Raw genomic sequence first — 21,838 nt, forward strand, 5'->3', positions numbered from 1 at the left:
ATGGTAATCAGTGTTTTAAAATGTTAATGGCTTATAAAGCAATCGATGATTTAAATATCTTTTACTTTTTGTTTGATATTATGCTTTCCTGTGCTATCATGTAGCACATAATTAATGTACCCATTGCCCAGATTCGCCAGGGCTTTATCCAGGGCATCATTACTTCTCTCAAACTCATCGTATTTTTCATAGAGTCTGATGGTATCTTCTATTTCTGCAAGATATCTTATCAATACGTTTTCTGCAAGTTCCCTGCTTTGTTCATGGGAAATCTCCCTTCCCAGTCCCTCGCAGTGGGATGCTTTCATTTCCATGTCTTCCATATAGAATGGATATGTGCTGCATAACATAGGGCGGCTACTGTATATGGTGCAACGGTTCCCTTCGCCTCTCTTCTGGATGAAGCTACAGTCGCCGCTATCCTTCTGACACAATTTCCATCCGAATGTATGGACGCTGCCTTTACTGTCTATACTATCTGATATGTCCTTCAGGTACGCTTCGTCAAATTTCCCATCCTCTCTCTCTTCGATCAAAGGTACAGCAATGTGATCCCGATCAAGGCTTGTGCTGTGCTGTATCTTCTCTATCTCTTCAGGACTGACTATTACAGTATTATCTCCATATTCTCTTCTACAGCACCTGCCGCAGATAAGGCATGTGAATCCGTAATCCCTGATGGCAGCTGCAATTTCCTTTACGTCTATCTTCTTAGCTGCATCGAGCTCCATTTGCAGGTTCCTAATAAGGGCAGCTTTGTATGTTTCACTCATAGTTCCTGTGTCGATAGGCCTGTGTAATATAAAAGGGTTTATTTTCGGGCATCTGCAGGTATGCAGATATAAGAAAAAAGCAAAAGGTGAAGAGGTTATTCTACGGCCTCTTCCACACCAACAGCGCTAAGGAATCGTTTGACAACTGCTTCGTTCACAAGTCTTAAAAGGGTCTGTCTGTCTTTTGCAGCACTGAATACGCCAAGGCTTATCTGCGCTGCTGCTGCGGTTGCATGTCCTCCTCCAGCGTCCTCTCCAAAGGCGCGTTTCATGACATCTCCGAGATTCACACGGATATCATTACTTCTGCCTGATATGAAGATCTGCTCCTCGGTAACTCCGAAGACTATGGAAGTGGATATTCCCTCGAGGTTCAGGAGGTAGTCTGCAGCCTGCGGGAGTGTGTCTCTGTCTCGGATGCTTCCTACATTGGAAAGCAGATAACTACCGATCACCTGTCTGTTGTTGATGGCTTCACCAAGTACATCGAGGGTTTCGATGGACATGGAAGGTCTTTCCAGCTGCTCCAGTACATCATGATCTGAGAGTGGGTACAGATAAGATGCAGCCGAAAGGTCTGCTGAATCTGTATTTCTCTTGAAATCAAGGGTGTCGGTCCTTATCCCATACAGGAGAGCTGTTGCAAGATTGCTGTCGATGTCGATGTTCAATTCCTGCAGGTATTTGGTAAGGATCGTCGCAGAAGCTCCCACATTGGGGCGTATGTCAATGAATTCAGCGTCAATTTCCGAATCTCCTATGGGGTGGTGATCAATTATAACCCCTATTGGTATATCATGCGGCAGTGAATTGTTCGCACCAGGCACAGAGCAGTCCACCATGGCGATCTTGTCATAGGATCTTATATCTATGTCTCCCATCCTGTAGAGGTCGATTCCAAGCAGGTTTACAAAAGCCTTGTTTTCCTGATGCCCAATTTCACCATGGTATACTATGTCCGACTCTACGTCAAAGGACTCCGCAATATATTGTAGTGCAAGGGCGGATGCTATTGCGTCAGGGTCCGGGTTGTTATGGGTGACAATTGCCAGTTTCTTATTTTTGATACTCTCAAACCACTGTGAAAGCTTGTTACCTCTGTGGAGTGCCTCTGCTCTTTCCAGGGATCTTGAAAGGGATTTTGAAACCATTTTAGGGGGCATGACAACAAGGTCTGCACCCATGGCTTCCATCTCCTGCATGTTTATTGCATCAGGGGATCTTGCAACACAGTAAACATCCTTTGACACATTTGTCCTGATGTTTGCCAGGGCAGCCTTGTTGGCTTCGACATCAGAACTGAGTATAAGTATGCCTGCAAGGTTCTTGGTATTCATATTGTCAAGGAGATTCGGATCGCTTGCATCTCCGACAATGGCCTCATAGGCCTCTTCGCGAAGTGTTTCAACCTTTTCCTTGTCCTTATCTACAATGATAAGGTCCTTGCCAAGCTCTCTGAGCTCCTTAGCTAAAGCAAAACCAAAACTCCCGCTTCCAATAATGAGGTAGGTAGGTTTGATTTTAGCTTTATCTGTTGCAGTAATGTCCTTTGCAACTATGCTGATAAGATAACCTCCGTGTATGATTGTAAATATGTTAAAATAATTTTTTGTTTAGGAATAGTATCAATGTATCAATTAGTAAATATAAATGAAAACCAAGTAATAAATAGATAACCAGTAGACAATGTTCACTTTTTCCTGGCGTAATAGTCCTTCATCAATCGATTTTACTCAAGTTTTTAAAAAGGAAAGTTGAAGTGGTAAAAGCGTATATTCAGTAGTTTAAATACCAGTAAAGTAAACCGATGGATACAAGCATACTGCTGTATGCAATTGAGAAGAACACAAACTTGATTGTGTCGATGTTTTTTGGTTGATCAAGTTGCATGCTGCTACTGATATGAAATGTTATATAAATATATATTGTATGTACAGTTTAATAAAAAAAGTGAGGGTAATTTCATCTTTTCAAATGTAAGTGGGCGTAGTAGATCCTCAGATAGTCACTAAGTCTAAGTTCCGATTGGAAATCTCATTTTCATTTTCCCAATCCCATATTGCCAAAGTTTATGTGGCTTTACTTCGATATTATTTATTAGTACTATTTATTGAATCATTTAATCCAAAAATGGGAATAAGTAACCATGGATGCTATCACATCTTCCAGGATGAAAGCCATCGATTCGAATTGTGAATACCTGGGTATGGATCCACTTCAATTGATGGAAAATGCAGGTGCAGGTATTGCACGGGAAGTTCATTCCCGCCTGGATACCGGGAAAGTTCTTTTCATTGCAGGTAGGGGCAACAACGGGGGTGATGCCTTTGTGGCTGCCCGGCATCTTGCTCTGTGCGATGGGTGTGAGGTAAAGGTAGTGCTGCTTGGCCGCTCTTCTCAAATACGCACAAGTGAAGCAATTAGCAACTTCCGGCTGCTCAAACACAGCGGTATCACAGAGGTCATGGAGATCACCGACTCCTTAGAACTGGACAAACTATCGGAATGGAAAGAAACAGACATCATTGTTGACGGGATACTTGGCTCAGGCGTGAAGGGTTCTCCGAGAACGCTGGAGTCCGCTGCCATAGGCCACATAAATGATTCCGGCTCGTTTGTCATATCAATTGATGTCCCTTCAGGTCTTGACGTGGATACAGGCGAAGGTGAGGTCTCTGTAAAGGCCAGTGTGACACTGACTTTTCACAGGCCCAAGAAAGGTCTTCTTTTGCCGAATGCTTCCTCTTTTATAGGTGAATTAAAGGTGATTGGCATAGGTGTCTGCAGGGACGCGGAAGATCTTGTAGGCCCAGGTGACCTTAATAATCTCAAAAAACGAAGCTATATGGCTCACAAAGGAAATTCCGGAAGGGTGCTGGTCGTGGGTGGTGGTGCATATTATGGTGCTCCTGCACTTGCAGGACTTGCAGCATTGAGGGCAGGTGCTGATATAGTGACACTGGCAGTGCCGGAGGGTATCGCAGCCACGGTGGCTTCCTTTTCTCCTGATCTCATAGTCCATGCACTTTCCGGGAAAAGACTTCATCCGGGTAATGTGTCTGTGGTCTCAGAACTCATAAAATCCCATGATGTCATTATAATGGGCCCGGGGCTGGGGAAGGAGGGGGCTACCAGACAGGCTCTGAAACGCATAGTGCCCATGTGCAAAAAAGCGGTAATAGATGCAGATGCACTTCATGACAGCATCATCTCGGGAAAGCAGGACGCTGAAATAATACTTACCCCTCATTCTGCAGAACTCTCTCGCCTGACCTATGAAAATGTTCCTGAGGATGTCGAGGGGAAAAAGGCATTAGTACTCGAGTTCTCAAAGGGGATGCAGGTCGTTACTCTGTTAAAGGGAAATACGGATATAATTTCCGATGGTGATGGGGTAAAAATCAACTGTACAGGAAATGCAGGCATGACTGTTGGTGGGACTGGTGATGTACTCGCCGGTATTGCCGGAGCTCTCCTTGCGGCAAATAACGCAATGGATGCTGCATCTTGTGCAAGTTTTATAAACGGGGCAGCAGGTGACCTTGCCTTCAAGGAAAAAGGATATGGGCTGCTTGCAACTGATATTATTGAAATGATAAGTACTGTAATGAAACAGGAGTTATGAATATGGAGCGGGGAAACAGGAATATAAGTGTGGATCTAGAACGCAATCGTGTTCGTGTAGTGGTAAGCCATGGTGAGGATGAGGAAATCCTTAAACTGAGTCTTGATGAGGCCAGGGTGCTGGAAGAAAAACTAAATAGCACTATTGAGGATTACCTGCAAAGAAAGAATCTTCGAATAGACTGACGAAGATTTATTACTGGTGATCTATTGACAAAGGAATTCACACACATTGAAGATGACAGGGCAGTCATGGTTGATATCAGCCAGAAAGACATCGTTACCCGAAGGGCAGTTGCCTCCGGAGAGATCGTCCTTAGCAGGGAGACCATTGAAAGGATAAGGTCCGGAACGGTTGAGAAGGGCAATGTCCTCTCAACTGCCAGAGTAGCAGCTATACTTGCTGTGAAGAAGACCCCTGAATTGATACCCATGTGCCACCAGATACCTATCACGAGTGTAGACGTGGACTTTTCCATACTCGAAGACTACATTCGTGCCAGTGTTAAAGTGAGTTCTTTAGGAAGGACTGGTGTGGAAATGGAGGCTTTGACTGGAGTGTCCGTTGCACTTTTAACCGTGTGGGACATGGTCAAGTCAGCTGAAAAGGATGATACTGGAAACTATCCCTCTACCGGTATACGTGATATAAGGGTTCTTGAAAAAGTAAAGGGAACCAAAACTAATGTATGATAATAACATTAGGAACGCATTAATTATGAAAAATGAAAATCTAAAGAGGTACATCGCTTGAAAATCATAGGAGGACCAGCGTCTCAGGCACTCGCATCGCGCGTTGCCAGAGAATTGAACCTAACTCCCACAGTGTGCGATTTCACAAAATTCCCTGACGGTGAACTTTACACACGTATCCTTGATGAGGATGTGGATGAAGTTACTATTATCCAGAGTACGACAACAGATACCGATCTTATGGCATTGCTCCAGCTAATTGATGCATGTGAGGATTCGCCTGTGATCAACGTTGTAATTCCCTACATGGGATACGCCAGACAGGATAAAAAATTCAAGCACGGCGAACCTATTAGCGCAAGAGCTGTTGCAAGGACTATCAATGCTGACAGGGTATTTACTGTAAATATACATGAGGCCAGTGTGCTGGATTACTTTAATGCAGATGCATTCGACCTTAATGCTTCACAGCAGATCGCCTATTACATAAGGTCCCTGGGTCTCAGTAACCCGTTGATAGTTTCTCCTGACAAAGGTGCCATCGACCTTGCTGAAAGGACCGCAAGGGAAATTGGTGTCGATTACGATTATCTTGAGAAGGTTCGCCATTCCGGTGACAGTGTGACTATAAAGACAAAGAATGTTGATGTCAAGGACAGGGATATTGTGATCCTTGATGACATGATAGCCACAGGCGGAACAATGGCAGAATCGATAAAGCTCCTCAAAAGCCAGGGTGCAAAAGATGTGTATCTTGCATGTGTACATCCTGTACTGGCAAGGAATGCTGTGATGAGGCTCTTTAATGCAGGTGTTAAGGACATTATTGCAACAGATACTATTGAGAAATCCCAGAGTTGTATCACTGTTGCGCCCCTGATCGCCAGTACTATCAAAGGATTACAGTGAAATTATCATAAAAAGAGGCATTTGACATGACGCTACCTGATGTTTGTCCCAAGGATGAAGCAGCCCAATGCAAAGGCTCTGAATGCCATCTCTACGTTGTTGACTGGCGTTCAGGCGACGAACAGTGTATCATAGGCTACAGGTTCACCCGGAAGAGTATTTCTGTAATCCCTCCTGCTGAAGACACGTATGCAGAAACAACGCGCCGCAGAGCAGGGCGAAATACCGGCCATGTGATAGCTGACCATCCTTCAAGCGTAGAGCAATTTAAAGCAGAACCGGCAAATTCAGAAGCTGCTGAATCCTTGCAGACCAGGAAGCTTGAAGTATTACGCGAAAAGGTAGTTGTCAATAACAAGGATACAATGGTTTTCGAATCCACGCTGGTCACAGAGGATGTGCCCCGGGAGCAGAAAAAGAGGAAGTCCATTGATGAAGTGATGGACCTTGATCTTCCTGATGGTTATGAGGAGGAATTCTGGAAATAACCTCATTTCAAAATGATTCCGGGGAGGACATACTTCTCAAGGTGTATCACATACTTCTGAAGGAATTGGGTCCACAGTACTGGTGGCCTGCAGAAACAGTTTTTGAAGTTGTGGTGGGCGCAATGCTTACCCAGCAGACAAAATGGACAAATGTTGAGAATGCCATAAGCAAGCTGAAAGAACACGGTTTGCTTGAACCATCATCCCTCTCCCAAAGTGATGTGGTCCTGCTCGAGGAGCTGGTAAGGTGTTGTGGTTTTTATCGGCAGAAGGCTTTCAGGTTAAAGAACATAGCTTCTATTTTCCATGAGCAAGGTATGGAAAAAATATTCTCGATGCCCCTTGATGATCTCCGGCCCTGGATGCTGTCCATAAAAGGGGTGGGGGCTGAAACTGCCGATAGTATCATACTCTATGCTGCCGGAAAACCGAAGTTCGTAATAGATGCATACACCACACGCATAATGAAGTGTCTGGGTGTGGAAGGTGATTATATGGAACTGCAGCGACTCTTTGAAAGCAGTTTACCACGTGATGTTGACCTGTACAAAGAGTACCATGCCCTTATAGTCGAATATTCGAAAGCTTTTTGTGGCAGGAAAAGGTGTGAAGAATGTTCTATTTTACTTTGTCTTGGAGAATCAAAGGTAAATAAAAAATGAATATTGATGTATATGAACAGATATATGCTGCACTGGATGGGGTAGATGACGTTCCGGTGTTATCTGAGCATTTTTTAGAACCCGTAGGGGTAATTGATTCCATTCTTAATCAGAAGGTCGTAGAAAATGTCAAGCGGAGCTTCCCTCGTGTAAAAAACATGGGCAGATCCCTCCTGAAAATGTGGAAAAAGGGTATGACAATTTCAGATATCGCACGGAAGAACAACATTCCTGCAACCCTTATGGTCACTATTCTTCTCAAGGAAATGGAGATCCCTAAAAAATCCTTCCTGAAGAACATAGATGAATACCCTGACAGAAGGCTGAGAACCGAGGTAAATGCAGCCATGGATTCAGATTATTTCTTTTCTCCAAGGGCACATGATCTTCATTTCACCAAGGGGAAAATGGGTGAAAAGATATTGGAAACATGGCTTTTGGATAAGGATGTCTCATTTATGACAGAAGATGATCTCAGGGGGGCAGGCGAGACTAAAACGCCTGATTTCCTGCTGGTTGAACCTCTGGATATCGATGGAACAAAGGTTTCCTGGATAGAGAGCAAGGCGCTTTTCGGGGATACTAAAGAACACCAGTACTATGTGAAAAAACAGTTCAATGATTACGAAGAAAACTACGGTACCGGCATGGTTGTGTACTGGTATGGATTCATTGACAGTATCAGCCTGAACGGGCACCTGATAAAAGACTATAATTTTTTTGGGAAAGATTGGGATATGGTGGATGAGCTACTGAATTATGTTGTTTGCTGGTAGGTCTCATCTTCTGCCTGAATAATAGCTTTTTCAATATCATTGGACACTTTTTTTGTGTATACCTGGAATACCATATCATCTTCATAGATCACGGGATCTTCGTTGGATATCGCATGGTTGCCATAAAATTCGATAAATGGTCCCACTTCGTGTACCACTGGGTCTCTCTGTACTTTCATCTTGAATATATCCATCATGGTGCATATGGATATTTTATCTCCATTACCTGCAATACGAGTCATAATAATAAAATACGACCGAATTATTAATACCTTTCGGTTCGTATCCATGCGAACATTGTTGTGATCATATTTTGTTCATTGGGATAATTTGCAACATCTTTCAGGCGGTTCGCATTCCGGGCAAATGTCTACATGCTGCATGAACTGACAAATATGGTCCAGTACAATTTCAGATGTTGCGTGTTCAAGTATGGATGCTTCCTTTCTGGCAACTTCCTGATCAATACCAAGCACCTCGGAGAGAAAACGCCTGATGACCCTGTGGTTATGTCTCAATTTCATTGCCTGTGTAGTGCCTGCATCTGTTAGCTCCACTCCATAGTATGGGGTGTATTCCACGAGTCCGGCATCTGATAGTTTCTGGATCATTTCAGTTACGCTTGGGGCTGAAACGTTCAATTCGGCGGCTATCTGGCTTGTTCTGGCAGGCGCTTCATTCCTTCTTACAATAAGAAAAATAGTTTCTAAATATTCATCAGTACGTTCAGGATACATTTTTCATCTCCGACATCTCTCAAATAACTCTAGGTAATTATTATATGTGTCTCTTATAAAGTAAATATGCAGTTTTATAATTAAGTATTATTGCTAATTCTCAAACTCATTTTTCATTTTAAGAAAAGGTTATAATGGTAGTAATGATTTAAGATTACAATCTTAAATTGATAATATTACAGAATTAATCTATCCATTTTTACACTGGTGAAAACAATGGCAGAAATCACACATTGGGCAGATGTAGTAGCAGATGAGGTGTTAACAAAAGACAAGAAACACCTTGTTGCAACTGGGATCACCCCTTCAGGTCACATTCATATAGGCAATATGCGCGAAGTCGTAACAGCAGATGCAGCATACAGATCCCTTGTTGATAAGGGTACGGAAGCAGAGTTCATCTATATTGCAGACACATACGATCCACTGAGGAAGGTCTATCCTTTCCTCGATGAAAGTTACGCAGAACATGTTGGAAAACCTCTTTCTGAGATCCCATGCCCATGTGGTGAGCACAAGAACTATTCCGAGCACTTCCTTGAGCCTTTCCTCGAAGCGCTGGACCATCTTGGTATTCACCCGAAGGTATACAGGGCAGACGAGCTCTACAAGGAAGGATTGTATAAAGAAGCCATTAAGCAGGCTCTTGTTAAAAAGGATCAGATCGCAGAGATTCTCCAGAATATCTCAGGAAAGACTCCCGTGGATGGATGGAATCCCTTCAATCCCATATGCAATGAATGTGGCAAGATAAACACCACAACAGTCACGGGTTTTGACATGGACGCTGAAACCGTGGATTATTCCTGTTCCTGCGGTAGTTCCGGAACAGTATCCATGGTAGGGGGCGGAAAGCTCACATGGCGTGTTGACTGGCCTGCAAGATGGAAGGCTCTGGGTGTCACAGTGGAGCCCTATGGTAAGGACCACGCTTCAAGGGGCGGTTCCTATGATACCGGTGTTGCAATAGCAAGAGATATTTTCGACTATGAGGCACCACATCCAATAGTCTATGAGTGGATCATGCTTGGTAAGAAAGGTGCAATGTCCTCCTCAACCGGTGTTGTAGTCTCCATCTCGGATATGCTCAAGGTTGTTCCTCCTGAGGTATTGAGGTATCTTATCATCCGTACAAAACCTGAAAAGCACATCAGATTCGATCCTGCACAGCCCTTGCTCACACTTGTGGACGAGTTCGAACGTCTCCAGGCAAATGAGGATGCAAATTCCTATGATAAGAGGGTCATTGAACTTTCACATGCAGCCGGTCTCTGTCACACTGACATTCCTTTCAAGCACATGACAACCATTTACCAGGTTGCAGGCGGGGATTTCGATAAGATCATGAAGATCGTGGAGAGGGCTGGTTATGATGCACAGAAGGAAAAGTGCATCCGTGAACTTGCAGACAATGTTGGCAACTGGCTTGAGATGTACGCTCCTCCATTTGTAAAGTTCAGTGTCATGGAGGAACTCCCTGTACAGACAGCAAGTCTTTCAGATATGCAAAAGATCTTCCTTGCAGCATTTTCAGACATTATCTCCCAGATGGATGAGATCAGCGGAGAAGATTATCACAATCTCGTATATTCTGCAAAGGAAGCCGGAAGCGAGTTGAACTCTGCCATCGTAACTGCCATGGAACTTGACCCTGCAGAGATGGAGGTCAATCCCAAGGAACTTTTCAAGGCTATCTACACATCAGTCCTTGGACAGCAATCAGGACCAAAGGCAGGCTGGTTCCTTTCATCACTGGAGAAGGATTTCCTTGCCCAGCGCTTCATGGAAGCTTCAAAATACAGGCCATGATATGGAGCATTCGGAAAAGAACAAATCTCATTTTCTTGCCTGGGATGAAGAATACAGGCATGTGACCTGGGGTGGACCCAGGTCGATCTCAATGGTGGAGGAATTCATGTCCTCCTCCTCTTCTTCTCGATTACTGGATGCAGGCTGCGGGAACGGAAGATATTCGCTACCCCTTTCCAGAAAGTATGATGTTGTGGGTATTGATGTCTCGGCAAATGCCATCTCAAAGGCACAGACTTACATCAAAAAAAGTGGTCATGATGCCCTGCTTCTGGTATCAACGATAACCGATCTTCCTTTTTCTGAGAATTCCTTTGACGCTGTGATCTGCTATGGTGTATTGCAACATCTTCTGGAGCACGAACGAAAGCAGACAGTTGATGAGTTTAGAAGGGTTCTCAAACCCGGAGCTTTGCTATTCTTTGAGGCGTTTGGTGTTGAGGATATGAGGTATGGTGGAGAAGAGCTTGAAAAAGATACCTTTGTCAGAAAAGGCGGTATCATCTACCATTATTTCAGTGAAAAGGAGCTAAGGTCGCTGTTCAGTGAATTTGAAACTGTCAAGCTTGAAAATATCAGGGTAGAAAAAAGGTTTAAGGGTGAATTATACACCCGACATCACATAAGGGCTGTTCTTCGCTCTTAGAAAGCGATTCCAAGATAGCTCAACAGTATTATCATGATGGCACCGACAACTCCTGCTATTGCACATATGAGGATAACTATCCAATCGTAGGCGATGTTCAGGTCAAGAACCACATTTCCAATTACGAGCACTATCATGCCCATTATGGTGTTGATCACCATGTTCTTTACGGTTTTCAGTACCTTGTACAGAAGATATGCAGCGATGATAGCTACAACAAGCATTATTATTTCAGTTACCATGGTCACCGCTTTATATTGATTTAATAAGTATTTAAAAATTGCTTAAAAAATCATTTCATTTCATCAAGAAATGTAGTAATCTCTTTTTCAAGCTCTCCAAAATTTCCATGCATTCTGCATTTTAGCAACTTGCTGTCATTACCAAGTATCATGGCAGAAACATTGGCATCGGGTAAATACAGGCAAAGTACAGGCAATCCAAGCTGCAGGGCACTGCATATCTCATAGCCAACTCCCGTTGATGCAGTACTTAGTTCTGCTATCACGCATTTCGCATTTCTGAGAAAATCCATATCACGCTGGTATATCTCCTGCTCGGACATTACAGACTCTGTTTTTTCAAGCTCCGGGTCGGCAACGTGCCAGCTTAATACCTCATGCCCCTCATTTTGCAGGAATTCATGCATCTTCATGTATGTTGGGAGCAAGTCCCTGCCACCGCGTATTGAAGCCGAGAGAAATATCTTCATAGTACTCCTCTGTGGAAATGTCCCCTTGTGTATTCTTTTGAGATGTTCTTGCAATGCAAACGCTTTTTTCCAGTGGCTTCGAAACACTGGTCAACTGCTTCCCTGTATGAGCGCGTGACCTTTTCCACATACGAATGCTTCATCTCTCTTGCATCTATTCTCAATCTTGAAGTTCCTGTTTTCACAAGCTGTTCAACATCTTCCAGCATGCACAGCTCCTTTGAATTAAAAACATGTGTACGGTTTCTGGAATCTGTCTTAAGCAGAAAAGCGAATCCTTTCTCATCCACAAGCTCATGACCCTCAGCAAAGGTAGTTTCCTTTTTCCTTCCTGACTGAAGGCCTGAGATAAGACCATGCTCTGATTCCATTACCTGTAAACTTCCGTGAACTATGCATTCGCTTTTCATATCCTGGCTTATCTCTCTTATCTGGTCTGCGTTCATCTCAGGTGAGAGTACTGCAAGCTCGCTCCCTTTATCGAGGAATACTGCCGCAGTTTCACGGTTGAATACATTGAGTGTGCTGTCTGCAATTGTTCTGATACCCGATTCCAGGCATCTTCTTAATGTGCCATGGTTTGCTGCGATAACCCCTTCAAAACCAGTTTCCTTTGCAGTAAGTATCAGTCTCTCAAATTCATCCATCTCATTATCTTTTACAATGACAGGACTGTGCAGGTATATTGGTACGGTTGATATGTCAGCAGCTTCCTGGATTCCCGTAATTTGTTCCTCAATACCGCTACAGTTTTCCACGTCATAATAAATGATGTCTGCACCGCCTGAAATGGCATTTTGAAGCTTGCCTGTATCGTCTACACTTACTGCGATAAGGGGCTTACATGATTCGGAAATAGCTGTACTCTTCTGATGCAGGTATGGGCTATGCTTGTTTCTTCTCCATTTCTCAACTCTCATTTTTTCAAGAGTTGAAACAGCCTGACTTCTGGCATCATTCATGCTCTTGATGGGGAGGAAAATATTCTCTTCCATTTGAATTTCGATTATTTTTGGCTCAAAAACAGTGTTCCCGAGTTTAGCAAGCTGTTTTTTGATGTCCTCTTTGCCACTTGCTCTTTTTTGTGCAGGTTCAACCATGTAATCGGACACCGCTCTGGCTTCATTTCCGTCCTCATCCAGTATGAGTATCTCAAAATATTCCCCAATCTTTGCCTTTGCTTTAATGGAAACAGATATTTTTCTAAGATTCCCGTGTTTATAGGAAGTCTGTAGGTCTTTCATCAGGGAGCTGTCCTGTGTTCTGTAAACAGCTGTTCCCCTTCCAATTTCCTCTTCAAAGGGAATGGAGATGAGTTCATTTTTACCAGCTAATGTTACAGCTTTTCCCTTCCTGTACATGCGCTGGACAATGGCACCTGCATCCCTGCTGCCCTCAAATCCTATCCCGTCCCCAACTTCCAGTTTATCCAGCAGCTTAAGGTCCAGTCTCCTGTACTTTCGGTCATAGGCTTCAACTTTTCCAAGCAGTATTCCCCGGTTATAGGGTCTTTCCCGGCTCATGAGTTTGTCCCCGGGGTTGCCTTTGAAGTATCCGCTGGTGAATTCCCGGTTGAAAAGTTGTGTGAGTTCTGTTGCTTCGTCCCTTGATACAGAGTATCTATCAGGGTTTTCTATATACCTGTCAATGAGCCTGCGGTATATGCGCACTACACCTGCAACGTATTCCGGGCGCTTCATACGCCCTTCGATCTTGAAAGAATCAATACCTGCCTCTATGAGCTCAGGGAGTATCTTTGAAGTGTTCAGGTCCTTTGGACTTAATAGGAATTTACCAGGGGCCTTTACTTCGTTACCGCTTTTTAGGAGCCTGTACTTTTTCCGGCATGGCTGTGCACAGTGTCCTCGATTGCCGCTCCTGCCACCTATCATACTACTCATGAGGCATTGTCCGGAGTAACAGATACACATGGCACCATGGATGAATGCCTCGATCTCGACACCTGTCTCCTGCCTGATGGCTTTGATCTCATCAATTGCCATTTCCCTGGCAAGCACAACCCTTTCAACATTCATGTCCTGCAGGAAGCGCACAGCTTCGCTATTGTGTAGTGTCATCTGGGTGCTTGCGTGAACCGGCAGCTCAGGCACGAGTTTCCTTGCAAGCGACAGCAGTCCCATATCCTGGACTATGATAGCATCTGTGCCAAGCTCGTCAAGGGTGTACATCAGGTTCACGGCTTTTTCAAGCTCGCTGTCCTTGATGAGAGTATTCAGCGTTACATAGACCTTAACTCCCCTGAGGTGGGCGTAGTCCAGTGCTTCCTTGAAATCTTCAAGAGTAAAATTGCCTGCATAGGCCCTTGCACTGAAATCCTCAACTCCCAGATAGACTGCATCGGCACCATTCTGTACTGCAGCAATGAGTGATTCCATATTCCCGGCAGGGGCAAGAAGTTCTGGTTTAATCATGATATGAACTTTCCAGTATACTCAGGGATGCTATATAAAAATGAAGACCAAAATTAAAACTAAAATAAAAAACAGAAAAGGAAAAAGAAGAAGGACAGGCTTATGCCTGTTTCCTGAATACGAACAAACGCATGATATATACACAGACCACTATTATGAAAATGTTGTACAATGCTTTTATCATGGACACATATTGGTATTCGAACCAGATCCGTATCACGTCGTCCAGGGTGAAGTAAAGTTGTAGTGCCGCTATGACTATCAGCAGCATTGTTGTCAGGAACACTCCCCACCGGAAGTAGTCTTCAGGGTTCTTGTCCACTGCTTTCTCCCGACTTTTTGCATTTTCGACCTTTGGCATGTCCTGTTTATATGTTTCCTTCTCCTCAGTCATTCTTCCCCCTCCTTGCCAGGAATATCGCAAACATTGTGGCTACCAGTGCTGTGAGCAATCCGAATCCGGGAGCTGCCTCATCACCTGCGTATTCTTCCATTGGTGCTTCTTCATAAACCATATCGGTTACGAAATCGTCAGTCCTTATCTGCTTTTTCTCTACCTTCTGTCCCCTGTCTATGGTTCTCTCGGGGTCCAGTTGCACGTAGTCCTCACCTTTCTTGACCACGGTGTCCCCGTCCCATATCACAACTTCAACGACATAGTTGTAATTGTCAGGCACTGTGAGGTTCACATTCTTGATAACGGTGGCTTCGGGTTCTATCTTCCCGGTACTGGTCCACTTCTTATCGGCTATGAGCCTTGCGTCCATCTCCCTGGCCTTCACAAGCATCTTGTAATTGGAACTGGTGTCCGCTCCCTCATTTTTCAGGTAGATGTCGTTCTCTATGACAACTCCTGAATTTGTGACCTTCTTCACGATAAAGTCTATCCCGTCTATCTCTATCCCGACCTCTTCCAGGTCAGTGGCAAGATTGTCAAGGTCATAGAGTGTGACCTGAGAGAATGATTTTCTCTTATCGCCTTCAAAAAGGGTTGCCTCTATCCTGTAGCTTCCCTTTTTCGGAAGCCTTATGGTCTGCTCTATGATGGCGGTGCTGTCCTTATCGATAATGCCTACCTGTTCTTCCTGTGACAGTTCCAGTAATCCTGTGTCCCTGCTGAATGCCTTGAGCATCAGGGTGGTGTTCTCTTTACTGTCGCCACCCATGTTGTCCACATAGCTCGTTATGGAAAAATCAACATAGGAACTCTTGATGTTATCGGCAGAGATCTCCATATCTGTGATCCTGTAATTGCTCTGACTTTCAAAGTCCCTCAGACATCCTCCTGTTGCCATGGAAACTGAGACTATGAGCAATATCAGCAGGAGATCTGTTAAAATTTTACTATACTTCCTCATGAATACACCCATTTAGAGTATCCACTGTTGATATATAATCATTCTGAAAAGTATGAATGGATATGAAAAAATATGCAGTATGTGTGCTAAAAAGTGATCAATCCGTGCAGATGCACGGATTCTTCTCACATCCCGGACACTTGCCCGGATATTTTTCAAGAAAAGCTGCTTCAAGATCAATATCGTAGAGATTTGCAAGAGCGCCTACCCAGGCAAAACAATCTGCAAGCTCTTCCCTTATGTTCTCCCTGTCATCCCTGCGGATGGCTTCTGCCAGCTCGCCAACTTCCTCAACGAGCCAGAGAGTGGTGGCTGCTGCACCTCTCTTCTTGTCATTGTGGGCGTAGAGGTCGAACATGAACTTCTGGAATTCTGCGATTTCCATGTGGACCACTCTAAAGCCTTACAGGTATGTCCTTTTCCTTCAGATGTTCCTTGACATCCCTGACCGTGTACTCTCCAAAGTGGAAAATACTTGCAGCAAGGGCAGCGTCAGCCTTCCCATCAATAAAACCATTGTATATGTCTTCAGGATTGCCTGCTCCACCGGAGGCTATGATGGGTATCTCGAGTTCCTCTGAGAGTTTTCTTGTGATTGGAATATCAAAACCATCGTAGGTACCGTCCCTGGCCATGCTTGTAAGCAGTATTTCCCCGGCACCGAGCTCTTCCACCTTTTTCGCCCATTGCACCGCATCGAGTCCGGTTGGCTCGCGTCCGCCATAGATAACGACCTCATACCATGCAGGGGTACCATCTTCCAGCTCAAGTATGGTCTTATCGGCGTTGTCCTCAACATTGGTATTCCTTCTGCAATCGATGGCAGTAACTATGCACTGGGCGCCGAAGATCTCGGATGCTTCCCTGATAAGCTGGGGATTTTTCACAGCAGCGGTATTGACGGATACCTTGTCAGCACCAGCACGCAGTATCTGGCGTACGTCCTCAATGGAGTTGATCCCGCCTCCAACTGTCAGCGGTATGAATACCTCATCTGCCGTCCTTTCTATGACATCCACCATGGTCCCCCTTCCCTCATGGGATGCGGTAATGTCCAGAAAAACAAGCTCGTCAGCACCCTGTTCATTGTACCTTTTCGCAAGTTCCACAGGGTCCCCGGCTTTCCTCAGATCAACAAATTCAATGCCCTTGACAACCGTTCCCCCGGCTTCGTCAAGCGTTACATCAAGACATGGTATGATTCTTTTTGTGAGCATGTACTGATTATGAAGAATATCTGCTATTAATAGGTTGTTACATTCACCCTCAAACCAACAACACCGCAATAACCCCTGACAGGAAGACTCCATCAAAGGTGCCGGCACCGCCAATACTCACAACAGGTGCCCCTATTTTTGTAATTGCCTTGAGGTTGAGCAGGTCTGCACCTATGAGGGTGCCCATGGTGCCGCTGATGTAGGCCGTTACGAAAAGCAGATTGGGGTCTGCCTGGGCTGCAGATATCAATATGGTGGAGCCCAGTGCTGCTGCCAGTGGGGGGATGAGTGCAGGTGAGACTATCCCCACACCCTTTACAGGACGTGCCACCAGTTTTGTTACGACGGTCACGAATAGGATCGCTGACACACAGTAGGTAAAAGCCTCCGGGAAAATGCTGAGCAGGTAGAGGGAGACCATGGTGGGAATTATAGCTCCGCCCATGTTCACTGCTACAGTTGTCTTTGTCCTGAAGGTCTGCTTGAAGGGCACTCTGTACGAGACCCCGAATACCTTCACATACTTCTGGTTCTCCATGGGTATTTCCGACTCTATGGTCGTAAGGGGTATGTTCACATTGCTTCCAACAAGGGAAATGAACAGCAGGAGGAAAGCATCGCTCCAGGAGAAACCTATCCTTGCAAAAGCAGTGCTAGCAAGCCCAAAGAACAGTATGGTCACACTAAAGGCAAGTATGAGGCCCAGGATGAGCGTGAAGATGAACTGGAAAGGGTTGTAGAATATACGATGTCTCATGGAATTATTATCCTGGCAAGATCACTTTTTGTCATTCTTCCATCACTCTAGGGTGACGCCATCCCTTGAACTGTGGAACTGATCCTTGCTCACGGAGTCATTGGCGAAAAGCTCCGAATCTATCATGATAGGGGCTTCATCCCGCAGGGCAATGGCAATACAATCGCTTGGCCTTGCATCGAATTCCATCCTGACACCATCCTTATTAAGCATCAGCATTGCATAGTATACGCTATCTACCTTCTCATCGATAAGTACGCCCTCGACCTTCACTCCAAGTCGTTTTATCATACTGTCCATAAGATCATGGGTCATTGGGCGTGGCATGGTTTCCTTCTTCATGACCGAATTGATGGAAACAGCTTCCGAATTGCCAATATTTATCGGCAGAAGATTCCCCTCTTCATCCTCCAGCATAACCGCAGGAACTGTTTTCCCCATCATACTGAGCATGTACACGCCTTTCACGGTGATTTCTTTTATGTCTTCAGCAGGGTTCATAATATCGATTTTCTTTTGATGCATTCCTTATGAATTACAATAATAAATTTGGCTGCATCCTTACTTAACATTTTTCATCATTCCAAATCCACCGCCACCTGGAGTCTCAATGACAAAAACATCTCCTGCTTTCATCCTGACCTCTGCCTTTCCTTCAAGTTCAAGCAGTTCTCCGTTTTTCCTGACGGCGTAGTTGTGGCCTGTTTTTCCATCCTCTCCACCTTTCAGGCCGGAAGGTGGAACTTCCCTGTGACTTGAGATGATGGCTGCATTCATGGGTTCATTGAAGCGTATCTTCCTGATGGTTCCGTCCCCTCCCATATACTCACCTTTTCCGCCACTTCCTCTGCGGATGGAGAACTCATCCAGTAACACCGGAAAACGCCACTCAAGCACCTCGGGGTCAGTTATCCTGGAATTGGTCATGTGGGTCTGCACAGCATCACTACCGTGGAACCCGTCAACTGCACCTGATCCCCCGCAGATGGTCTCATAATACTGGAATTCATGGTTGCCGAATGTGAAATTGTTCATGGTTCCCTGTGAACCTGCCATCACTCCCAGGGCTGCCAGCAGTGCATCAACTATGTGTTGTGAGGTCTCGACATTCCCTGCGACCACTGCAGCCGGATAAACAGGATTAAGCATGCTCGCTTCGGGTATTATCAGCTCGATTGGTTTGAGACAGCCCTGGTTAAGCGGTATGTCCTCATGTACCAGGGTCCTGAACACATAGAGCACAGCAGCCTTACAGACTGCAGCCGGCGCATTCAGGTTGCCGGGATGCTGCTCTGAGCTTCCTGTAAAATCGACCATGGCTTTTCGCCTGTCACGATCAATGCTCACTTTTACTTTGATGATACTTCCGTCATCGAAGATCTGCTCGGCTTCTCCATCTTCAAGCAGATGAATGACCTTCCTCACAGCCTCTTCTGCATTATCCTGTACGTGCTGCATGTAAGCGTTCACGGTTTCAAGTGAGAACTGCCTGACAAGTCTATTCAGCTCTTCAGCTCCCTTTTCATTGGCTGCAACCTGTGCCTTCAGGTCAGCTATATTCTGCGGGGGATTGCGTGCCGGATATTTGCCCCGGAGCAACCAGTCTTCAAGCTCTTTTTCACGGAACTGTCCTTCTTCCATGAGTTTGAATCCCCGGGTCAGCAGCCCTTCATCTTCGATATGGGAACTGTTTGGGGGCATTGATCCGGGACTGATCCCTCCTATGTCGGCATGGTGCCCCCTTGCTGCAACGTAGAACACCAGTTCATTCCTGTAAAAAACAGGTGTTACCACGGTAATATCGGGAAGGTGTGTTCCACCGTCAAAGGGGGAATTAAGCATGTACGCATCTCCCTGTTTCATGTCCTCGAATTGCCTGATAACTGACCTCACACTTTCACCCATGGACCCAAGGTGCACAGGAATATGGGGGGCGTTGGCTATCAGGTTTCCATCTCTGTCGAACAAGGCGCATGAAAAGTCAAGTCTTTCCTTGATGTTCACGGAATAGGCTGTGTTCTGGAGCGTGTATCCCATCTGCTCTGCAATTGACATGAAGCGGCTGTTGAATATCTCAAGCATCACAGGGTCAGCATCGGTACCTATTTCTTCAATTTCCACAACTGCATCTTCTCTTGTGAGCAGCATGTTAGCATTTGTTGTGACTGCTGCCTTCCACGCAGGCTCGATGACAACAGTGGTATTATCTTCAATAATTATGGCAGGGCCTGTGATGTCCGCCCCGGGTGCAATACATTTGCGTAGGAATATGGGTGTCCTGTGTATTTTTCCGTAGCTGAAAAGATTTACATGTCCATCAAGAGCGTTCTCTTTTTCCTCAAATTGCGTATCTCCCGTTTCGCAAAGTGTTTCGCCCCTTCCGATCACCTCCACAGAAACGGATTCCACCACATGCTCTTTGCCCTCGACAATGAAGCCGAAACGTTTTTTGTGCTCGGTGTTAAAGGCATTCACTACGGACTCCAGGTCATTCATATCAAGTAACAGCGCTGTGTCCGTCCCCTGATATTTCAGCTGTACCCTGTGAAGGGTGTCCATTCTCTCATCAGGGACACCCTGTAAGCGCATTTCGTCCTTACCAATTGATTCAAGTTTCGAGATATCTGCTTTAAGTCTTGGGATGAGTTCAATGTCAAGGATCTCCTCGACCGCATGCTCTTTGAGTATTCTCTGATCTGCAAGTCCCATTCCATATGCAGAGAGTACACCTGCAAGCGGATGAATGACAATTTTCTTCAGCCCCAGTGAATCAGCCACTCTGCATGCATGCTGAGCTCCGGCTCCTCCGAAGCAGCAGAGAGTATAGTCCTTGATATCGTAACCTCTCTGGATGGATATCTTCTTGATGGCGTTTGCCATGTTCTCCACAGCGATCATCAGGAAACCCTCAGCAACCTGCTCTGGCGTATGAACTTCACCTGTGTATGAACTGACCTCCCTTGCAAGTTCTGTGAATTTCTGCTTTACAACTTCCATGTCAAGGGGCATGTTACCTTCTCTTCCAAAGACGTGGGGGAAGTATGCAGTTTGTATCTTTCCAAGCATAAGATTGCAGTCTGTAACGGTCAGTGGGCCGCCCTTTCTGTAACATGCGGGCCCGGGTTCAGAACCTGCGGAATCCGGTCCCACCCGAAACCTTCCTGAATCGAAATGCAGGACCGAGCCTCCTCCTGCTGCCACGGTGTGGATGTGAAGCATGGGTGAGCGCAGATGCACTCCGGCGATCTCGGTCTCAAAACTCCTTTCGTATTCTCCGCTGTAGTGTGCAACATCCGTGGAGGTGCCTCCCATATCGAATGTTATTATCCTGTCAAATCCTGCCATTTCCGATGTCCTGACAGCTCCGACTATACCGCCAGCTGGTCCGGAAAGTATGCAGTCCTTTCCTCTGAAGTAACGGGCATCTGTAAGTCCGCCGTTTGACTGCATGAACATCAAACTCGTTTCGTCTCCACCTTCCTGTAGGCTGGATGTGACCATATCAACGTATCTTTTCAGTACAGGGGACAGGTATGCATCAACCACGGTGGTCTCCCCACTGCTGACAAATTTCATGAGGGGGCTGACCTCATGGGAAATGGAGATGTGGGTGAAGCCTATTTCCTCTGCAATTGTTTTGAGTTCAAGCTCATGATCCGGATATCGGTAGGCATGCATCAGCACGATGGCAAGTGAGCGTATCCCTGTAGCAAAGACCTTTTCAAGTTCATGGCGTGCCTGTTCAGTATCCAGGGGCATTATCAGTTCACCGTGGGCACCCTGGCGCTGGCTTATCTCGACAACATCTTCATAGAGGAGCTCAGGCAGCCTTATGTCCAGTGCAAATATGTCCGGGCGATTCTGGTAGGCTATGCGCAGTACGTCCCTAAATCCCCGATTGGTCACAAGTACTGTGGGCTCGCCCTTGCGTTCCAGTAAAGCATTTGTTCCTACTGTGGTGCCCATTTTGACAGAAGAGATGATCTCAGTTGGCAGTGATTCTGAATCCCTGATGCCGAGTATCTTTCTGATACCATGCATTGCTGCATCATTGTAATGTTCCGGGTCAACAGAAAGCAGTTTGTGGGTCAGGAGTTCTCCTTCAGGTGTCCTTGCCACGATATCAGTAAAAGTTCCACCACGGTCTATCCAGAATTGCCAGGATGTATTTTTTGAAGCCATTGCCTTTCACATTTTGTATTAAATAAAAATCAGAATGTGTTTTTAGATAAGCTCAGCTCTTCA

The 21,838-nt window shown here is 45.4% G+C and carries 23 protein-coding genes; 9 read left to right on the forward strand and 14 right to left on the reverse strand.

Going from position 1 to position 21,838, the window contains the following annotated elements; genetic code table 11:
* Positions 1-50: 50 nt before the first annotated feature.
* A complete protein-coding gene (locus tag V7O66_RS11355; protein WP_406660427.1) occupies positions 51-773 on the reverse strand; it encodes a YkgJ family cysteine cluster protein in 723 nt (240 codons plus the stop codon).
* Between the two features lie 95 nt (positions 774-868).
* Positions 869-2,338 carry a DHH family phosphoesterase gene (locus V7O66_RS11360; protein ID WP_406662643.1) on the reverse strand — a complete coding sequence of 490 codons (1,470 nt, stop codon included), beginning with the start codon at positions 2,336-2,338 and terminating at the stop codon, positions 869-871.
* Between the two features lie 581 nt (positions 2,339-2,919).
* On the opposite strand from V7O66_RS11360, the gene V7O66_RS11365 reads away from it, so the two are divergent.
* From V7O66_RS11365 to V7O66_RS11395, 7 genes are read left to right on the forward strand one after another with little or no spacing between them, the layout of a single operon-like run.
* Positions 2,920-4,398, forward strand: a complete 1,479-nt coding sequence (locus tag V7O66_RS11365; protein WP_406660428.1) for an NAD(P)H-hydrate dehydratase — start codon at positions 2,920-2,922, stop codon at positions 4,396-4,398.
* Positions 4,395-4,583, forward strand: coding sequence for a hypothetical protein (locus V7O66_RS11370; RefSeq protein WP_406660429.1), 189 nt, complete (start codon positions 4,395-4,397; stop codon positions 4,581-4,583). The genes V7O66_RS11365 and V7O66_RS11370 overlap by 4 nt, the downstream gene beginning before the upstream one ends.
* A gap of 24 nt (positions 4,584-4,607) precedes the next feature.
* The gene (moaC, locus tag V7O66_RS11375; RefSeq protein WP_406660430.1) at positions 4,608-5,090 is read left to right on the forward strand and encodes a cyclic pyranopterin monophosphate synthase MoaC; all 483 of its coding nucleotides are present in this window, start codon (positions 4,608-4,610) and stop codon (positions 5,088-5,090) included.
* 57 nt (positions 5,091-5,147) lie between these two features.
* Positions 5,148-5,999 (forward strand): ribose-phosphate diphosphokinase, encoded by an 852-nt coding sequence (locus V7O66_RS11380; RefSeq protein ID WP_406660431.1) that lies wholly within the window; start codon positions 5,148-5,150, stop codon positions 5,997-5,999.
* Positions 6,000-6,025: 26 nt separating this feature from the next.
* Complete coding sequence (locus V7O66_RS11385) at positions 6,026-6,487, forward strand: hypothetical protein (RefSeq protein WP_406660432.1); 462 nt, start codon at positions 6,026-6,028, stop codon at positions 6,485-6,487.
* Positions 6,488-6,528: 41 nt separating this feature from the next.
* Positions 6,529-7,149 carry an endonuclease III domain-containing protein gene (locus V7O66_RS11390; protein WP_406660433.1) on the forward strand — a complete coding sequence of 207 codons (621 nt, stop codon included), beginning with the start codon at positions 6,529-6,531 and terminating at the stop codon, positions 7,147-7,149.
* The gene (locus V7O66_RS11395) at positions 7,146-7,925 is read left to right on the forward strand and encodes a C15orf41 family protein (protein ID WP_406660434.1); all 780 of its coding nucleotides are present in this window, start codon (positions 7,146-7,148) and stop codon (positions 7,923-7,925) included. The genes V7O66_RS11390 and V7O66_RS11395 overlap by 4 nt, the downstream gene beginning before the upstream one ends.
* On the opposite strand, the gene V7O66_RS11400 is transcribed toward V7O66_RS11395, so the two are convergent.
* Positions 7,907-8,167 carry a hypothetical protein gene (locus V7O66_RS11400; protein WP_406660435.1) on the reverse strand — a complete coding sequence of 87 codons (261 nt, stop codon included), beginning with the start codon at positions 8,165-8,167 and terminating at the stop codon, positions 7,907-7,909. The genes V7O66_RS11395 and V7O66_RS11400 overlap by 19 nt on opposite strands.
* A 75-nt stretch (positions 8,168-8,242) precedes the next feature.
* Positions 8,243-8,662, reverse strand: coding sequence for a metal-dependent transcriptional regulator (locus V7O66_RS11405; protein ID WP_406660436.1), 420 nt, complete (start codon positions 8,660-8,662; stop codon positions 8,243-8,245).
* A gap of 216 nt (positions 8,663-8,878) precedes the next feature.
* Between V7O66_RS11405 and lysS the strand changes: the two genes are divergently transcribed.
* Positions 8,879-10,471 carry a lysine--tRNA ligase gene (gene lysS / locus V7O66_RS11410; protein WP_406660437.1) on the forward strand — a complete coding sequence of 531 codons (1,593 nt, stop codon included), beginning with the start codon at positions 8,879-8,881 and terminating at the stop codon, positions 10,469-10,471.
* Entirely contained in the window at positions 10,431-11,117 is a 687-nt protein-coding gene (locus V7O66_RS11415; RefSeq protein WP_406660438.1) for a class I SAM-dependent methyltransferase, read from the forward strand. The genes lysS and V7O66_RS11415 overlap by 41 nt, the downstream gene beginning before the upstream one ends.
* On the opposite strand, the gene V7O66_RS11420 is transcribed toward V7O66_RS11415, so the two are convergent.
* From V7O66_RS11420 to V7O66_RS11465, 10 genes are all read right to left on the reverse strand, one after another.
* Positions 11,114-11,359: a pro-sigmaK processing inhibitor BofA family protein gene (locus V7O66_RS11420; protein ID WP_406660439.1), complete on the reverse strand. Its 246-nt coding sequence runs from the start codon at positions 11,357-11,359 to the stop codon at positions 11,114-11,116. The genes V7O66_RS11415 and V7O66_RS11420 overlap by 4 nt on opposite strands.
* 50 nt (positions 11,360-11,409) lie before the next feature.
* On the reverse strand, positions 11,410-11,829 hold the full coding sequence (locus V7O66_RS11425) for a nucleoside 2-deoxyribosyltransferase (protein WP_406660440.1): 420 nt from the start codon (positions 11,827-11,829) through the stop codon (positions 11,410-11,412).
* Positions 11,826-14,261, reverse strand: a complete 2,436-nt coding sequence (locus V7O66_RS11430) for a DUF3656 domain-containing protein (protein ID WP_406660441.1) — start codon at positions 14,259-14,261, stop codon at positions 11,826-11,828. The genes V7O66_RS11425 and V7O66_RS11430 overlap by 4 nt, the downstream gene beginning before the upstream one ends.
* A 100-nt stretch (positions 14,262-14,361) precedes the next feature.
* Positions 14,362-14,655 carry a hypothetical protein gene (locus tag V7O66_RS11435; protein WP_406660442.1) on the reverse strand — a complete coding sequence of 98 codons (294 nt, stop codon included), beginning with the start codon at positions 14,653-14,655 and terminating at the stop codon, positions 14,362-14,364.
* Positions 14,648-15,619, reverse strand: a complete 972-nt coding sequence (locus V7O66_RS11440) for a hypothetical protein (RefSeq protein WP_406660443.1) — start codon at positions 15,617-15,619, stop codon at positions 14,648-14,650. The genes V7O66_RS11435 and V7O66_RS11440 overlap by 8 nt, the downstream gene beginning before the upstream one ends.
* Positions 15,620-15,716: 97 nt before the next feature.
* A complete protein-coding gene (locus tag V7O66_RS11445; RefSeq protein WP_406660444.1) occupies positions 15,717-16,004 on the reverse strand; it encodes a MazG nucleotide pyrophosphohydrolase domain-containing protein in 288 nt (95 codons plus the stop codon).
* Between the two features lie 10 nt (positions 16,005-16,014).
* Positions 16,015-16,836: an imidazole glycerol phosphate synthase subunit HisF gene (hisF, locus tag V7O66_RS11450; RefSeq protein WP_406660445.1), complete on the reverse strand. Its 822-nt coding sequence runs from the start codon at positions 16,834-16,836 to the stop codon at positions 16,015-16,017.
* Positions 16,837-16,885: 49 nt separating this feature from the next.
* Positions 16,886-17,593 (reverse strand): DUF1614 domain-containing protein, encoded by a 708-nt coding sequence (locus tag V7O66_RS11455; RefSeq protein ID WP_406660446.1) that lies wholly within the window; start codon positions 17,591-17,593, stop codon positions 16,886-16,888.
* 42 nt (positions 17,594-17,635) lie between these two features.
* Positions 17,636-18,094, reverse strand: coding sequence for a bifunctional nuclease family protein (locus tag V7O66_RS11460; RefSeq protein ID WP_406660448.1), 459 nt, complete (start codon positions 18,092-18,094; stop codon positions 17,636-17,638).
* Between the two features lie 60 nt (positions 18,095-18,154).
* The gene (locus V7O66_RS11465; protein ID WP_406660450.1) at positions 18,155-21,775 is read right to left on the reverse strand and encodes a hydantoinase B/oxoprolinase family protein; all 3,621 of its coding nucleotides are present in this window, start codon (positions 21,773-21,775) and stop codon (positions 18,155-18,157) included.
* Positions 21,776-21,838: the final 63 nt, after the last annotated feature.

Origin of the sequence: Methanolobus sp. ZRKC3 (assembly GCF_045291275.1) — an archaeon.
In the GTDB taxonomy this organism is placed as follows: Archaea; Halobacteriota; Methanosarcinia; order Methanosarcinales; family Methanosarcinaceae; genus Methanolobus.

Coding starts and splice junctions, on each gene's coding strand:
- V7O66_RS11355 (WP_406660427.1), bottom strand. CDS start 773: ATGAGTGAAACATACAAAGCTGCCCTTATTAGGAACCTGCAAATGGAG.
- V7O66_RS11365 (WP_406660428.1), top strand. CDS start 2,920: ATGGATGCTATCACATCTTCCAGGATGAAAGCCATCGATTCGAATTGT.
- V7O66_RS11370 (WP_406660429.1), top strand. CDS start 4,395: ATGAATATGGAGCGGGGAAACAGGAATATAAGTGTGGATCTAGAACGC.
- V7O66_RS11385 (WP_406660432.1), top strand. CDS start 6,026: ATGACGCTACCTGATGTTTGTCCCAAGGATGAAGCAGCCCAATGCAAA.
- V7O66_RS11395 (WP_406660434.1), top strand. CDS start 7,146: ATGAATATTGATGTATATGAACAGATATATGCTGCACTGGATGGGGTA.
- V7O66_RS11400 (WP_406660435.1), bottom strand. CDS start 8,167: ATGACTCGTATTGCAGGTAATGGAGATAAAATATCCATATGCACCATG.
- V7O66_RS11405 (WP_406660436.1), bottom strand. CDS start 8,662: ATGTATCCTGAACGTACTGATGAATATTTAGAAACTATTTTTCTTATT.
- lysS (WP_406660437.1), top strand. CDS start 8,879: ATGGCAGAAATCACACATTGGGCAGATGTAGTAGCAGATGAGGTGTTA.
- V7O66_RS11420 (WP_406660439.1), bottom strand. CDS start 11,359: ATGGTAACTGAAATAATAATGCTTGTTGTAGCTATCATCGCTGCATAT.
- V7O66_RS11425 (WP_406660440.1), bottom strand. CDS start 11,829: ATGAAGATATTTCTCTCGGCTTCAATACGCGGTGGCAGGGACTTGCTC.
- V7O66_RS11430 (WP_406660441.1), bottom strand. CDS start 14,261: ATGATTAAACCAGAACTTCTTGCCCCTGCCGGGAATATGGAATCACTC.
- V7O66_RS11435 (WP_406660442.1), bottom strand. CDS start 14,655: ATGACTGAGGAGAAGGAAACATATAAACAGGACATGCCAAAGGTCGAA.
- V7O66_RS11440 (WP_406660443.1), bottom strand. CDS start 15,619: ATGAGGAAGTATAGTAAAATTTTAACAGATCTCCTGCTGATATTGCTC.
- V7O66_RS11445 (WP_406660444.1), bottom strand. CDS start 16,004: ATGGAAATCGCAGAATTCCAGAAGTTCATGTTCGACCTCTACGCCCAC.
- hisF (WP_406660445.1), bottom strand. CDS start 16,836: ATGCTCACAAAAAGAATCATACCATGTCTTGATGTAACGCTTGACGAA.
- V7O66_RS11455 (WP_406660446.1), bottom strand. CDS start 17,593: ATGAGACATCGTATATTCTACAACCCTTTCCAGTTCATCTTCACGCTC.
- V7O66_RS11460 (WP_406660448.1), bottom strand. CDS start 18,094: ATGAACCCTGCTGAAGACATAAAAGAAATCACCGTGAAAGGCGTGTAC.
- V7O66_RS11465 (WP_406660450.1), bottom strand. CDS start 21,775: ATGGCTTCAAAAAATACATCCTGGCAATTCTGGATAGACCGTGGTGGA.